The organism is Streptomyces sp. NRRL B-24572 (assembly GCF_002156145.1).
GTDB lineage: Bacteria > Actinomycetota > Actinomycetes > Streptomycetales > Streptomycetaceae > Streptomyces > Streptomyces vietnamensis.
This window is the reverse complement of record NZ_MWIG01000391.1, coordinates 1-14030: the sequence shown is the minus strand read 5'-3', so window position 1 is coordinate 14030 and position 14030 is coordinate 1. Positions and strand designations below refer to the sequence as shown.

The 14030-nt window shown below is 72.7% G+C and carries 13 protein-coding genes and 1 pseudogene; 3 read left to right on the top strand and 11 right to left on the bottom strand.

Annotated features, from left to right (window positions below):
* Positions 1 to 115 precede the first annotated feature (115 nt).
* The 4 genes and pseudogenes from pheT to CCN56_RS23065 all read right to left on the bottom strand — a co-directional run.
* Positions 116 to 2014 (bottom strand): annotated as a pseudogene (gene pheT / locus CCN56_RS23080) (phenylalanine--tRNA ligase subunit beta); the annotation flags it as partial.
* Positions 2014 to 3141: a phenylalanine--tRNA ligase subunit alpha gene (gene pheS / locus CCN56_RS23075; RefSeq protein ID WP_041128336.1), complete on the bottom strand. Its 1128-nt coding sequence runs from the start codon at positions 3139 to 3141 to the stop codon at positions 2014 to 2016. The gene pheS and the pseudogene pheT, both read right to left, overlap by 1 nt.
* Positions 3142 to 3297: 156 nt before the next feature.
* Complete coding sequence (locus CCN56_RS23070; RefSeq protein WP_086829608.1) at positions 3298 to 4461, bottom strand: ATP-binding protein; 1164 nt, start codon at positions 4459 to 4461, stop codon at positions 3298 to 3300.
* Positions 4462 to 4542: 81 nt separating this feature from the next.
* Positions 4543 to 5325 (bottom strand): RNA methyltransferase, encoded by a 783-nt coding sequence (locus tag CCN56_RS23065; RefSeq protein ID WP_086829606.1) that lies wholly within the window; start codon positions 5323 to 5325, stop codon positions 4543 to 4545.
* Here CCN56_RS23065 and CCN56_RS44775 point away from each other — a divergent pair.
* A complete protein-coding gene (locus tag CCN56_RS44775) occupies positions 5317 to 5448 on the top strand; it encodes a hypothetical protein (RefSeq protein ID WP_373412884.1) in 132 nt (43 codons plus the stop codon). The genes CCN56_RS23065 and CCN56_RS44775 overlap by 9 nt on opposite strands.
* 58 nt (positions 5449 to 5506) lie before the next feature.
* On the opposite strand, the gene CCN56_RS23060 is transcribed toward CCN56_RS44775, so the two are convergent.
* The 6 genes from CCN56_RS23060 to CCN56_RS23035 all read right to left on the bottom strand — a co-directional run bounded on the left by CCN56_RS23060 (position 5507) and on the right by CCN56_RS23035 (position 11442).
* Positions 5507 to 6598, bottom strand: coding sequence for an iron chelate uptake ABC transporter family permease subunit (locus CCN56_RS23060; RefSeq protein ID WP_086829604.1), 1092 nt, complete (start codon positions 6596 to 6598; stop codon positions 5507 to 5509).
* Entirely contained in the window at positions 6595 to 7629 is a 1035-nt protein-coding gene (locus tag CCN56_RS23055) for an iron ABC transporter permease (RefSeq protein ID WP_086829602.1), read from the bottom strand. The genes CCN56_RS23060 and CCN56_RS23055 overlap by 4 nt, the downstream gene beginning before the upstream one ends.
* Before the next feature lie 15 nt (positions 7630 to 7644).
* Positions 7645 to 8697, bottom strand: a complete 1053-nt coding sequence (locus CCN56_RS23050) for an iron-siderophore ABC transporter substrate-binding protein (RefSeq protein ID WP_086829601.1) — start codon at positions 8695 to 8697, stop codon at positions 7645 to 7647.
* Between the two features lie 168 nt (positions 8698 to 8865).
* On the bottom strand, positions 8866 to 9597 hold the full coding sequence (locus CCN56_RS23045) for a hypothetical protein (RefSeq protein ID WP_086829599.1): 732 nt from the start codon (positions 9595 to 9597) through the stop codon (positions 8866 to 8868).
* 134 nt (positions 9598 to 9731) lie between these two features.
* A complete protein-coding gene (locus CCN56_RS23040; protein WP_086829597.1) occupies positions 9732 to 10454 on the bottom strand; it encodes a beta-glucanase in 723 nt (240 codons plus the stop codon).
* Between the two features lie 271 nt (positions 10455 to 10725).
* Positions 10726 to 11442, bottom strand: a complete 717-nt coding sequence (locus tag CCN56_RS23035; RefSeq protein ID WP_086829594.1) for a DUF6882 domain-containing protein — start codon at positions 11440 to 11442, stop codon at positions 10726 to 10728.
* Between the two features lie 75 nt (positions 11443 to 11517).
* Between CCN56_RS23035 and CCN56_RS23030 the strand changes: the two genes are divergently transcribed.
* Entirely contained in the window at positions 11518 to 12210 is a 693-nt protein-coding gene (locus CCN56_RS23030) for a hypothetical protein (protein ID WP_256962098.1), read from the top strand.
* 246 nt (positions 12211 to 12456) lie between these two features.
* Positions 12457 to 12831 carry a VOC family protein gene (locus CCN56_RS23025; RefSeq protein WP_041132739.1) on the top strand — a complete coding sequence of 125 codons (375 nt, stop codon included), beginning with the start codon at positions 12457 to 12459 and terminating at the stop codon, positions 12829 to 12831.
* Between the two features lie 129 nt (positions 12832 to 12960).
* Here CCN56_RS23025 and CCN56_RS23020 read toward each other — a convergent pair.
* On the bottom strand, positions 12961 to 14030 hold a 1070-nt coding region (locus CCN56_RS23020), incomplete at its 5' end, for an amidohydrolase (RefSeq protein WP_086829592.1).

The window sequence follows — 14030 nt, the reverse complement described above, 5'->3', positions numbered from 1 at the left end:
CGGCGAGCAGGCCCTCGACCACCTCGGCCTCGACGCGGACGACGCCCGTCGCCGCCTCGTGAAGCTGGTCAACCCGCTCTCCGACGAGGAGCCCGCGCTCCGCACGACGCTGCTCCCGGGGCTGCTCGGGCAGCACGGCGTTGACGCGGGCGATCTCCTCGTCGGAGGGACGGCGGTCGACGCCCAGGCGGACGGCGACGCCCGGCTGACCCTCGGTGGGACGGAAGACCAGACCGGTCTCGAAGAGCGCCAGGTCGTGGCTGCCGCGGCTGTCGTTGCGGCGGAGCGCGCCGAGCAGCCCCGGGAGCAGCGTCGTGCGGAGCGCGGGCTCCTCGTCGGAGAGCGGGTTGACCAGCTTCACGAGGCGGCGACGGGCGTCGTCCGCGTCGAGGCCGAGGTGGTCGAGGGCCTGCTCGCCGATGAACGGGTAGTTCAGGGCCTCGACGTAGCCGGCGCCGGCCAGGGCGCGGCCCACCCGGCGGTGGGTGCGCTGGCGCTCGGTGAGCCCGCGGCCGGCCGGGGGCTTCGGCAGCGTGGAGGGCAGGTTCTCGTAGCCCTCCAGGCGGATGACCTCTTCGGCCAGGTCGTTCGGCACGTAGAGGTCGGGGCGCCACGACGGGACGGTGACGACGAGCTCGTCCTGCCCGTAGACGTCGCAGCCGACCTCCTGGAGGCGGCGGACGACGATCTCGCGGCCGTAGTCGACGCCCGCGACCTTGTCGGGGTGGTTCGCCGGCATGGTGATGGTGTGCGGCGCGGAGGGGGCGGCGATCTCGGTGACGCCGGCCTCGGCGGTGCCGCCCGCGAGGAGCACGAGCAGGTCGACCGTGCGCTGCGCGGCCGCGGCGGCGGCCTGCGGGTCGACGCCGCGCTCGAAGCGCTTGGACGCCTCGGAGGCCAGCTTGTGGCGGCGGGCCGTGCGGGCGATCGAGATCGCGTCGAAGTGCGCGGCCTCGATGACGACCTCGGTGGTGCCGGTGACGATGCCGGTCTCCGGGTCGGTGACCGGGTCGGCGATCTCCGTGTTGGCGCCGCCCATGACACCGGCGAGGCCGATGGGCCCGCTGTTGTCGGTGATGACCAGGTCCCCGGAGTCGAGGACGCGCGCGGTGCCGTCGAGGGTGGTGAACTTCTCGCCGGCGGCGGCGCGGCGGACCCCGATGGGGCCGTCGATCCGGCTGCGGTCGTAGGCGTGCAGCGGCTGGCCGAGCTCCATCATCACGTAGTTGGTGATGTCGACGGCGAGCGAGATCGGGCGCATGCCGACCTTCTGCAGGCGGCGCTGCAGCCAGATCGGGCTGCGGGCCTCGGGGTCGAGGCCGACGACCGTACGGGCGGTGAAGCGGTCGCAGCCGATCGGGTCGGCGATCTGGACCGGGTAGCCGTACGAGTTCGGCGCGGGCACGTCGAGGAGCGCCGGGTCGCGCAGCGGCAGGCCGTAGGCGGTGGCCGTCTCGCGGGCGACGCCGCGCATCGAGAGGCAGTAGCCGCGGTCCGGGGTGACGGCGATGTCGAGGACCTCGTCGAACAGCTCCAGGAGGACCGTGGCGTCCGTGCCGACCTCGTGCTCCGGCGGCAGCACGATGATGCCGTGCGTGCCGTCGTCGCCCATGCCGAGCTCGTCGCCGGAGCAGATCATGCCCCGGGAGACGCGGCCGTACGTCTTGCGCTCGGCGATCCGGAAGTCTCCGGGGAGCACGGCGCCGGGCAGGGCCACGACGACCTTGTCGCCCTCGGCGAAGTTCCGGGCGCCGCAGATGATCTCCTGGGGCTCGCCGGTGCCGTTGGCCTGGCCGACGTCGACGGTGCAGAAGCGGATGGGCTTCTTGAACTCCGTCAGCTCCTCGATGGTGAGGACCTTGCCGACCACCAGCGGGCCGGTCAGGCCGGCGCCGAGCTGCTCGACGGTCTCGACCTCGAGGCCTGCCGAAATGAGCTTGGCCTGGACGTCGCGGCCGGTGGTGGTCTCCGGCAGGTCGACGTACTCCCGCAGCCAAGAAAGCGGGACCCGCATCAGATCTCCATCCCGAACGGCCGGGTGAACCGGACGTCACCCTCGACCATGTCTCGCATGTCTTCGACGTTGTGGCGGAACATCAGCATCCGCTCGATGCCGAACCCGAAGGCGAATCCGCTGTACTTCTCGGGGTCCACACCGCAGGCGACGAGCACCTTCGGGTTGACCATGCCGCAGCCGCCGAGCTCGATCCAGCCCTCGCTGCCGCAGGTGCGGCAGGGACGGTCCGGGTTGCCGACGGACTCGCCGCGGCAGACGTAGCAGAGCATGTCCATCTCGGCGGACGGCTCGGTGAACGGGAAGAAGTTCGGCCGCAGCCGGGTCTTCATGTCCGGGCCGAAGAGCGCCTGGACCATGTGGTCGAGGGTGCCCTTGAGGTCGGCCATGGTGAGGCCCTCGTCGACGGCGAGCAGCTCGATCTGGTGGAAGACCGGGGTGTGCGTGGCGTCGAGCTCGTCGGTGCGGTAGACGCGGCCGGGGCACACGACGTAGACCGGGGGCTCCCGGTCGATGAGGGTGCGGGCCTGGACCGGCGAGGTGTGCGTACGGAGCACGACGCCGGACTCGTCGCCGGTCGTCCCCTCGGGGCCCTGGACGAAGAAGGTGTCCTGCATCTGGCGGGCCGGGTGGTCCGGGACGAAGTTGAGGGCGTCGAAGTTGAACCACTCCGCCTCGACCTCGGGGCCCTCGGCGACCTCGTAGCCCATCGACACGAAGACGTCGGCGACGCGCTCCATGAGGGTGGTCAGCGGGTGCCGGGCGCCGGCCGGGACGCGGTCGTACGGCAGGGTGACGTCGACGGCCTCCTCGACGAGGACGCGCGCGTCGCGCTCGGCCTCCAGCTCGGTCTGCCGGGCGGCGAGCGCCTTGGAGACGATGCCGCGGGCCTGGCCCACGAGCTTGCCGGCGGCGGCCTTGGCCTGCGGGGGCAGGGCGCCGATCTCCCGGTTGGCGAGCGCCAGCGGCGAGGTGCCACCGGTGTGCGCCGTCTTCGCGTGGGCGAGCGCGTCGAGGTCGCCCGCGGCGGCGAAGGCGGCGAGCGCCTCGTCCCGCATGCGCTCGATCTCTTCCGGTTTCAAGGCCTCGACCTCGACCGGGTCGTACGACTTATTGGGTGCGGACATCTCTTCCCGTGCTTCCGTTGGCTGGCTGGGCGGCCCCGCTCGACGTCAAGGGCGCAAACGTGCCAAAGGACGAGTCTAACGGGGCGCGGGGACGCGAATGAGCCCGTGGGCGGGCCGCGCGGCCACCGATCTCGTACGGTCTCGACTGCTGAGACGTCAGAGGAGGTGGGCCGGGGTGCCGACGGGCAGGATAAATCGGAACTCGGCCCCGCCACGGGGGCCGCGTCCGACGGTGATGGTGCCGCCGTGGGCCTCGACGACGCCCTTGACGATGTAGAGGCCGAGGCCGGTGCCGCCGCGCTTGCTGCCCCGCCAGAAGCGGGTGAAGACGCGGCTCATCGACTCTTCGGGGATCCCGGGTCCCTCGTCGCTCACGGTGACCTCCGTCCCCTCTTCTCCGTCGTCGCCCAGCGTGGTGGGTGCCACCTCGATGGTGACGGTTCCCTCGCCGTGGCGCACCGCGTTTTCGAGGAGGTTCCCGAGGATCTGGTCGATCTTGTCGGGGTCGGCCCAGAGCGCGGGCAGACCCGGCCTGATCCGTACGAAGAAACGGTCCGGGGACTGGCCGCCGGTGGTGTGCACCTGGATGTGCCGGCCGACGGCGGCGGCGATGTCGACGGGCTGGCGGCGCACTTCGAGGCGGCCGGAGTCGATCCGGGAGATGTCGAGGAGTTCGGCGATGAGCCGCTTGATGCGGCCCGCGTCGGCGTCGACGGTCTCCAGCATGAGCCGCTTCTGCTCGTCGTTGAACCGCTCCCACTTGTCGAGGAGGGTGGCGGTGAAGCCCTTCACCGAGGTGAGCGGGGAGCGCAGTTCGTGGGCGACGGTGGCGATCAGCTCGGCGTGGCTGCGCTCGGTACGGCGGCGGGCCTCGGTGCCGCGCAGGGAGACCACGACCCGGCTGACGGGGCCCGTGGGGTGCTCGCGGACGTACCGGGCGGAGACGAGGACCTCGCGGCCGCCGGGGAGCAGCAGGTTGCGCTCGGGCTGGCCGCGGCGGGTGGAGAGCCCGCCGTACGGGTCGGTCAGCGCCCACCAGCGGCGTCCCTTGAGGTCCTCCAGGGGCAGCGCCTCGTCGAGGGGGAGGCCGAGGGCCCGGTCGTCGGTGACGGCGGTGATGCGGCGGGCGGCGGCGTTGAAGCAGACGACGCGGCCGGTCTCGTCGGCGATGACGAGACCGTCGGGCAGGTCGTCGGGGTCGAGGCCGGCGAAACCGGCGGCCGCCGTGACGGCGGGCGGTTCCGGCGCGCTTCCGGGCGGCTTCGGGGCGTGCGGCGCGGCGCTCCGTGCCTGTGCGGGACTGTCCGTGTCGACCGTCATCCCCGTACCCCACCCCTCCGTGCAGTGCAGTGGGCCCCCGAGTGCGTCACTCTACTGGGCGGAGCGGGCGGAATGGACCCCTCAGGCGGAGGTTCGGGGGCGCTGGGCGCGGGCGGAGGCGTACAGGCAGACCGCGGCGGCGGTGGCGAGGTTGAGGCTCTCGGCCTTGCCGTGGATCGGGACGCGGACGACGGCGTCGGCGAGCGCCCGGGTCTCCTCGGGCAGCCCCCAGGCCTCGTTGCCGAAGATCCAGGCGGTGGGTCCGCCCATGGTGCCGGCGTCGAGCTCGTCGTCGAGGTCGTCCTGGCCGGCCCCGTCGGCGGCGAGGATCCGTACGCCCGCGCTCTTGAGTCCGGCGACGGCCTGCTCGACGGGGACGCCGACGGCCACCGGCAGGTGGAAGAGGGAGCCGACGGAGGCGCGGACGGACTTGGGGTTGTAGAGGTCGACGGAGGCGTCGGTCAGGACGACGGCGTCGGCGCCGGCCGCGTCGGCGCAGCGCAGCACGGTGCCGGCGTTCCCGGGGTCGCGGACGTGCGCGAGGACGGCGACCAGCTTGGGCCGGGCGGCGATGATGTCCTCGAACGGCGAGTCGAGGAACCGGCAGACGCCGACGAGGCCCTGCGGGGTGACGGTCTGGGAGACCTCGGCGAGGACGGCGTCGGAGGCGAAGTGGACGCGGGCGCCGGCGGCGCGGGCGGCGTCGACGATCGCGTCGTGGCGCTCGGCGGCCTCGACGGTGGTGAACAGCTCGACGAGGGTGGGCTCTCCGCCGGCGCCCCGGTGCTCGACGGCCTCGCGGACGGCACCGGACGCGTCACCGCCGTCGCCGAACCGGACGTGATCCGCGCCGCGATGGTCCACGCCCTCGCGGCACCGGACGCCATGGTCTGGCGCCTGGACGTCCGTCCCCTGACCGCCGTCCACCTCAGCGGTCGCGCGGGCCGCTGGAACGTGCGCGCGGGGGAGTCGCTGGGACAGCGGTGAGAGGGACCGCGAGAACGGCGGTCCCCCTCAGCCGTCGACAGCCGTCGACGCGTACGGATCAGACAGCCGGTCGCTTCCACTCCCGCAGCAGGAGGTACCCGAGGTACGCCCCTCCGACGGCCATCGTGTACAGGCCGACCGGCAGGTTGTCGAAGAGCGGCAGCTGCTGCGCGGTGAGGTCGGCGAGGACCAGGAGCAGCGCGCCGAGCAGGGTCGACATGACCAGGTGCGGGCCGCCGCTGCGCGTGACCCGTTTGGCGATCTGCGGCGCCGTCAGGGAGACGAAGGCGATCGGCCCCGCGACGCTGACGGCGCCGGCGGACAGCACGATCGACAGCGTGACCGCCGCCGTCGCCGTACGGGCCGGGCGGGCGCCCAGGCCGGTGGAGAGGTCGTCGCCCATCTCGCCGATGCCCAGGGGCCGCGCGAGGAGCGCCGCGAGCGGCAGGCAGACGAGCAGCACCACCCAGATCGTCGTGGCGTCGTCCCAGGAGCGGGCGGAGAGGCTTCCGTTGATGTAGGCGGTCAGCGCGCTTGCCTTGTCCCGCTCGACGGCGTAGACCACGTACTGGGTGAGGGCCGTGGACATCGCGGCCACGCCGATGCCGGACACGACCAGGCGGCCGGGGTTGCGGAATCCCGTCCCCGTGGAGAAGTACACGACCGCCATGGCGATCACGGCACCGAGCAGCGCGCCGACGGGCACCGGCACGAGGTCGGGGAAGAACAGCGCGGCGGCGGCCGCGCCCGCCCCGGAACCCGCGCCGAGCCCGATGACGTCCGGGCTGCCCAGCGGGTTGCGGGTGACCGACTGGAAGAGGGCTCCGGACAGGCCGAAGGCCGCGCCGGTGGCGATGGCGACGACGAGCCGCGGGCCGCGCAGCCGGTTCAGCACGAAGGCGTTCTTGCCGGTGGCCTCGCCCATGAGCGCCGACGGAAGGTCGGCCGGGTCGATGCCGAGCCTGCCCAGGGACAGGGTCGCCACGGCCGCCCCGAGGAGCAGCAGCAGCGTCACCACGGCGGCGATCACGGTGGCGCGGCGTACGGGGATCGCGACCCACGGGCCGATCCGCAGCAGGCTCCGGCCCGCGGGCCGCCCGGGCCGTGACGCCGTCACGGCCGGGGCGTCGATCCGTTCGGCGGTCTTCATGCCGCTCCCCTCATACGACGGACGGCGAAGAGCAGCGCGGGCGCGCCCACGAACGCGGTGACGACACCGACCATGAGCTCCTGCGGGCGGAGCAGTACGCGCCCGATGACGTCGGCGAACAGCAGCAGCGTCGGCCCCACGAGCGAGGTGAAGAGGATCTGCAGCCGGAAGTCGGCGCCCACGAGGACCCGGACGAGGTGCGGAACGGCGAGCCCGACGAAGGCGATCGGGCCGACGGCGGCCGTCGCGGCGGCACTGAGCAGCGTCGCCGCGAGGAGCCCCGCTCCCTTGACGCGCGCGGGGCTGATGCCGAGCGACGCGGCCTTGTCGTCGCCCATCGCCATGGCGTTGAGCCCCGGCGCGAGCAGTACGGCGAGGACGAAGCCGACGGCGGCGAACGGCAGGACCGCCCAGAAGGCGTCGAAGCCGCGCCCGCCGAGCGAACCCACCACCCAGTAGCGGTACGTGTCGAAGACCTGCGGCCGGGACAGCGCGACGGCCTGGATGAACGCGGCGAGGACGGCGGACAGCACCGCACCGGCGAGCACCAGGCGGACCGGTCCGCTGCCGCCGCCGGCCGTGCCGATCAGGTGGACGACCACACCGGTCGCCAGGGCGCCCGCGAGGGCCCACCAGACGTTCTCGCGCTGCCCGGAGGCGCCGAGGAACGCGGTCGCGGCGACGATCGCGGCGGACGCGCCCGCGTTGATGCCGAGAAGTCCCGGCTCGGCGAGCGGATTACGGGTGATGCCCTGCATCAGCGTGCCCGCGACGCCCAGGCAGAGGCCCGCGAGCAGGCCGAGCGCGGTGCGCGGATAGCGGCTCTCGACGACCGTACGGAGATAGCCGTCGCCGTCACCGGTGACGACCCGCAGGACGTCGGACGCGGACGTCGGCTTGCTGCCGAACATCACGCTGGCGAGGAGCGCCAGGGCGAGCAGGACCAGGCACAGGGCGGCGGCTGCGAAGTGCCGGGCAGGGCCCCGCCGTACGACGGCGGGGCCCTGCCCGATCCGGGAGAGAGTGGTCACGCTCGGGACCCGCTGCTACTTCCCGGCCTTGGCGACGGCCTTGTCGATCATCGGGAGGTACCGCTCGATGCTGTACGGCACCGTCAGCGGGTTGATCATCGACGAGGCGGTGACGAAGGGCTGGTCGTCGCTGTACACGAGCGCGCCCTTCTTGACCGCGGGGATGGCCGCGTACAGCGGCTGCGCCTCGATCTCCTTGCGGGACTTGTCGTCCGTGTAGAACGTGAAGGCGATGTCGCTCTTGGCGAGCTTGTTGGCGTTCTCCAGGCCGATGAGGGCGGAGTCGGTGCCCTCGGTCTCCTTGAAGGTGTTCACGACCGGGTCGACCTTGAGGCCCAGCTTGGAGACCATCGCGACGCGCTGCTCCTCGGGCTTGAAGACGCCGAGGGTGCCGGGGCCGGTGTTGTAGATGTACGAGAACGTGACGTTCTTGTAGTTCGGGCGCGTGGCGGCGGCGTCCGCGAGCTGCTTGTCGATCTTGGCGGTGAGCTCCTTGGCCTTCTCCGGCTGACCGAGCGCCTTGGCGACGATGTCGATCTGCTGGTCCCAGTCGGTGCTCCACGCCTTGTCGGGGTAGGCGACGGTCGGCGCGATGTCCTTGAGGAGGTCGTACTGCTTCTGCGTGATGCCCGACCAGGGGGCGAGGATGACATCGGGCTCCAGCTCGGTGATGGCCTCGATGTCGAGCTCCTCGCCGCCGTCGAACTGCTTGGGGAGCGTGGCGCCGGCCTTCTTCACGGCGTCGTGGATCCAGGGCAGGTAGCCGGTCTTGTCGCTGCCCCAGGGGTAGCTCTCGATGCCGACGGGGACGTTGCCGAGGGCGATGGCGGTCTCGGCGGAGCCCTGGCCGAGGGTGACGACGCGCTTCGGCCTGTCCTTGATGACGGCCTCGCCGAGGGCGCTCTTGATGGTGACGGGGAACGCCCCCGCCGGAGCCTTGGCCGCCGTGTCCTTCGTCTCGTCCTTTTTGTCGTCCGAGCCGCACCCGGTCACCATGAGGCCGAGCGAGACCGCGGCGGCACCCGCCACGAGGACGCGGCGGCGAAGGGGGGTGAACACAGCAGGCATGGCGGATCCTTGTCTCCGGGCAGAGGTGTGCTGACGCCCCGCCCGACGCTCCTCCAGGCACGGGAATGCCGAGGCGGCGACCATCGCGAGGCGCTTGTTAGGTGAGCCTAACCTATTCTTTCCCGGTCGGGAGCGCCAGGGGCCGTCCGCCCGCCCCGTGAAGCGCCGTCAGGCCGACGCCTCCCATGCCGTCGTCAGGCCGTCCAGCCACGCCGGCGGCAGCTCGGCGGCGTCCCACTCCTCGTGCAGGTCCGCCGGCGCCGTGGCGAGCCGTTCCAGGACGGCGACGCTGGTGGGGGAGTGGATGAGGGAGTACCGGCCGTGGATCGCGATCGCGCTGCCGGGCCCGTACTCGGCGTACAGCCGCTCCAGACGCGCCCGGTGGGTCGAGGTGAACTCCGTCAGCCGCCCCGCATAGCCCGCCCGCTGACGCGAGCTCATCGTGCGGAGGAGGGCCCGGAGCACCTGCTCGGTGACCTCCGGGTCGAGATCGGAGACCTCGGTGAAGGAGAGGTAGAGCGGCGTGACCGCCACGTTGGTCCGCTCCAGCTCCGTCCGGTTGACGGGAGGACGGTCGTCCGGAGAGGCGGCCGACGGGTCCGCGGCGACGGCGCGCCGCAGTGCCCGCTCGGAGAGGGCGCCCAGTTCGTCGGCGACGGCGCGCGCCCCGTCCAGCCAGCCGGAGGCGTACGGCTCGCCCTTCCCGTCGGGCGCGCTCCGGCCGGCCGAGCCGATCTCCTCGTACGCGAGGGCCAGCGCGCCCGCCTCGACGAACCCGATCAGCTCCTCGGCGTCGCCGGACCAGACCCCCGCGCGGGCGAGCAGCTGGAGGAGTGTCCTCTTCGCGTTGAGGACACTGGCCTCGTCCAGCTGCTGCGGTCCTTCTCCGGCGGTGCTCACAGGGTCCTCCTCGTCGTCGGGACGGCGTGGTGCGGGTACGCGGAACGCTCCGTTCGAGCCTACGCAACACCCGTCGCCCCGACGCGCGCTTCCCCGCCCGTTGCGCGCGTCGACGACGAGGAGGGGACGGCGGTTCAGTCCCTGTACACGCGCAGCTCCGCCACCTCGTACGACATCTCCGACGCGTCCGGGTCGGGCGCCGGGTGGTACCGGCCCGCGCAGACGGAGAGGTTCACGATGAGGTGGGCCCGCCAGGAACGCCCCACCCCGCGGCGGTCGGCGAAGACGCGCGCCCCGTTGACCCACCACACCACGGAGCGCGCCCCGAACTCGACCCGGAGGTCCACCCACGCCCCCGGCCGGACCGCAGGGTCCCGGAAGTAGAGGTACCGGCCCCGCACCCGGTTCGACAGCTCCAGGAGGTCCGGGTTGTCGGGGTGGTACTCGAAGACGTCGACCTCCTGGCCGCCGTCCAGCCAGGTCCAGATCGCCGGCCAGGCACCCGTCTCCACGGGCAGGCGCACCCGGGCCTCCAGGACGTCGCCCGCCTGCACCAGGAACCCCTCCGCGCTGCCCTCCGTCGTGAGCAGCCCGGCGTCCCACAGGCCGTCGGGCCTGCGGGTGGCCCGGAAGGTCCCCGTCCGGCTGTACGAGGGGTCCTCCGTCAAATGGTCGAGCTTGTTGTCGCCCGGGTTCGTCGGTCCGCCGTCGGGATAGGCCCACGAGCGGCCCGCGACCCATTGCTCGGCGGAGGAGAAGTCCGCGTCGAGGACGAGGTTCGCGGGGGTCGACGCGGGACCGCCCCCGCCGGAACCGTTGCCGCCGCGCCGGAGCCGGTCGAAGAAGTCGGACAGCACGGCACCACTCCTTTCGAGCGGGCCTCGTCGGCCCACGGGCGATCCGTCCCACTCTGCGCCGCGCGGCGCGGGGGAGCAGCCTGTTGGCGAGAAGTCGTCAACTTCGGCACTTCGCCTCCGAGGAGAAGCTCGCCCCCGCCCGTGACGTCGGCGCGCACGACGCGGTCCCGTCCGACGCCGCGGCCGCCCCCGCGGTCCGCGAGCTGACCGGCGGCCGCCCGAACGGCCGAACCGCCCGCGGAGAGTCAGGGGAAGGGGGGGAGCAGGGGAGTCAGCCGAACGCTCCGGCGCGCGCCCCGCCGGGCAGCACCTCGACGTCGATGCCCGAGATGCGCCCGAGCTCGTCGAAGCCGACCACGGCGGCGTTCCCGGCCGGGAGCTCGGCGACGATCCGGTCGCCCTCGGCCCGCTGGGGCACCCCGTGGTGGTCGAAGTACCCGTGGACGACCTGCCGCGCGGAGTGCCCGATCAGTCCGGCACCCGTGAGCAGCAGCCGGGGAAGCGAGACCGGGTCGAGCTCGGCGCGCGGCACCCGGGCGTCGTCCGGCAGGAAGTACACCCGGGTCCCGGGCCCGGCGGGAACGCCGATGTACCCGGCGGCCTCCGCCACACCCATCCCGGTGAACGCCAGCATCTCGGCGGCGCGCCGGGGGTCGTCGAACCCGGAGAGGTCCAGGACCTCCGCGGTCAGCTCGGGGATGGCGTGCGCCCGTCCGTACCGGGCGATCGCGGCGGGCAGCTCCACCACCTCGGTGCCCCGCAGTCCCGGATTGGCCCAGCCCCACATCCAGGACCGCTCCTCCGTGTCGTACGTGCCGAGCACGGCCACGCGCAGCTCCAGATCCCCCTGCCGGTAGACGCAGGACGGAAGGTCCGCGGTCCACGGCCCGTCGGGCAGGAACGCGCCGAGGACGTCGAGTTGGGCCGCACCCCAGGCGGCATGTCGTTCGGCTTCGAGGAGGAAGTTCTCGCTGAATGCGCTCGTCATGCGTCCGACCCTATGCGCCCCGTACGCGAAGGCCGAGCTCCGTACCGGTCGTCGCCCGGACTCGTTGATCACACCGTGAAGAACCACGCCGTGGAGAACGTCGGCACCGGGCGACGCGCCCGCCTCCTCGCCGCCACCGTCGCCGCCCTGCTCCTGGGCGTCGTGGGCGCGCCCAGCACGTACGCCGGCCCCGACACGCAGGAGTGCCCGGTTGCCGAGATCTTCGCGACCGACAACACCGCGATCGTCACGGACCCGGACGACCCCCGGCTCGACACCCGCCTCACCCGCTTCCGCCACGAGGTACGGCAGATCATCCGCGCGAACGGCGCACGGCCGGGCGCCTCGGAACTGCTCGACGGCGTCTTCTGGTCCGAGGAGCTGAAGCAGGCGACGTACGAGCGTTCCCGGGAGTTCGACGTCGAGGGGGTCGGCCGCGACGGGCTCCACCACATCGCGGGCGTCATCGCCAAGCGGTACGAGCAGGAGGCCGTGCTCACCTTCCGCTGCCTGCCGCGCACCTCGCCGGAGACCGACGCGGTCGAGATCGAGGTCCCCGGCGTCCGCGTGAGCAGCCTGCGCGAGGCGCTCGTCGCGGACCCGGAGGCACGCGACAAGCTCGGCGGCGGCTCCGTCACCCTCGACGGCCGGCTCGTCCTCGTCGCCCCGGTCGACGACCTGCCGCTGGCCCGCAGGTTCACGACCGCCCTCGGCGCCGACTGGGACCGGGCGCGGGTGCGGTACGGCGACCGGGAGTTCGCCGGTTGAGCCGGTGCGGTCCCCGTCCGGGGCGGAACCGGGCGGCCCGCCTTGTCACGGTACGGACTGATCGAGTAGCGTCGTCCGCCATGAACACCGGACCGGCGACACGCCACGCACAGACGGGCGATCCGGTGGACGACTGACCGCCCGGCGGGTGCGCGACAGGCACCCCGACGGTCCGGCACGAGGCCCCCCAGTGCACCAGCACTGCGAGTCCCTTCCACGTGTCGGATCAACAGCGAGGTCATCCACATGGCAGTCACGTTCAACCACACCATCATCGCGTCCAAGAACCGCGACGAATCGGCGCGGTTCTTCCGCGAGTTGCTGGAACTCCCCGAGGCACCGTCCTGGGGCCCCTTCCTCAACATCCAGCTCACCGACGGCGTCCTGCTCCAGTTCGCCGAACCCCCGGTGGACATCCAGATGCAGCACTACGCGTTCATGGTCGACGACGAACTGTTCGACCGGGCGTACCAGCGCCTGTGCGAGCGAGGCATCGAGCACTGGGCGGACCCCCAGATGCGGCGCCCGGGCGAGACCAACACCGAACACGGCGGTCGCGGGGTCTACTTCAAGGACCCCTCCGGGCACGCGATCGAACTGATCACGCGTCCGTACCTGTAGTCCGCGGAGGTACGGGCGCGGGTCGACGGGCGGGGATCTCCCCGGCCCGTCGCCCCGCGCCCGGCTGATGTCTCGGCCGTTCGGCCGTTCGGCCGTTCGGCCGTTCAGCCGTTCAGCCGTTCAGCCGTTTCAGGCGAGGAACTCCCCGTCGCGGGCCACGACCACACCGCCGTGGACCACCATGTCCCGGCGCGGCATGTCGACGACGACCTGCGGCAGGCACTCGCCGCGCACCAGGACGAAGTCGGCCGGGGCGCCGGCCTCGAAGTCGGCGTGCGCGAGGCCCATGACGTCCGCGCCGCCGTGGGTCGCGACCCGGTAGCACTCGTCGAGCTCGTCGTCGAGACGCACGTCCGTCACCCACCCGAGGATGTGCGCGCGGTGCATCATGTCGGCGTCGCCGAACGGGCTCCAGGAGTCGCGGACGCCGTCGGAACCGAGGCCGACCCGTACGCCGTGCTCGCGCAGCCGGGTGATCGGCAGCACCAGGGAGTCGGACGGCGCGACCGTGGTGAGGGCGATGTCCTGCTCGCCCAAGTCGGTGGCGATGGAACCGAGTTCACTGTCCGTCAGGCCCGGCAGGCAGAAGACGTGGCTGACGGTGACCTTGCCGGCGAGGGAGAGCGCACGCGTGCGCTCGACGATGCCGCGCATCGCCTGCATGCCCTTCTCGCCGCGGTCGTGCAGGTGGATGTCCACGCCGACGCCGTGCCGGTCCGCGATGCCGAAGACGGTGTCCAGCTGCTCGTCGAGGGCCTTGTCGAAGCCGATCGGGTCGATGCCGCCGATCATGTCGACGAGGCCCTCGCGGGCCGCCTGCTCCAGGAGGGCCGCCGTGCCCGGGGTGCGGATGACGCCGTGCTGCGGGAAGGCCACGATCTGGACGTCGAGGGCGTGGCGCAGCCGCTCGCGGGCCTCCGCCACACCCTCCACCCCGGCCAGGCCGTACGCCGGGGCCACGTCGGCGTGGGCGCGCATGCCGCGGGTGCCGCGGGCGACGGCGTGGCTCATCAGGCCGTAGGCCCGCTCGACCACCGGGCGGGTCTGTGCGCGGAACAGGTCCACGTCCTGCGCGACGTAGTCGGCGATGGTGGAGGCCGGGCGGCGCGACACCCAGGAGCCGCCCCAGGTGGTCTTGTCGGGGTGGATGTGCGCGTCGACGAGGGAGGGGAGGGCGATCCTGCCGCCGCCCTCGACGA

Coding starts and splice junctions, on each gene's coding strand:
- CCN56_RS23060 (WP_086829604.1), bottom strand. CDS start 6,598: ATGAAGACCGCCGAACGGATCGACGCCCCGGCCGTGACGGCGTCACGG.
- CCN56_RS23025 (WP_041132739.1), top strand. CDS start 12,457: ATGGCAGTCACGTTCAACCACACCATCATCGCGTCCAAGAACCGCGAC.
- CCN56_RS23070 (WP_086829608.1), bottom strand. CDS start 4,461: ATGACGGTCGACACGGACAGTCCCGCACAGGCACGGAGCGCCGCGCCG.
- CCN56_RS23050 (WP_086829601.1), bottom strand. CDS start 8,697: ATGCCTGCTGTGTTCACCCCCCTTCGCCGCCGCGTCCTCGTGGCGGGT.
- CCN56_RS23035 (WP_086829594.1), bottom strand. CDS start 11,442: ATGACGAGCGCATTCAGCGAGAACTTCCTCCTCGAAGCCGAACGACAT.
- CCN56_RS44775 (WP_373412884.1), top strand. CDS start 5,317: ATGGTCCACGCCCTCGCGGCACCGGACGCCATGGTCTGGCGCCTGGAC.
- pheS (WP_041128336.1), bottom strand. CDS start 3,141: ATGTCCGCACCCAATAAGTCGTACGACCCGGTCGAGGTCGAGGCCTTG.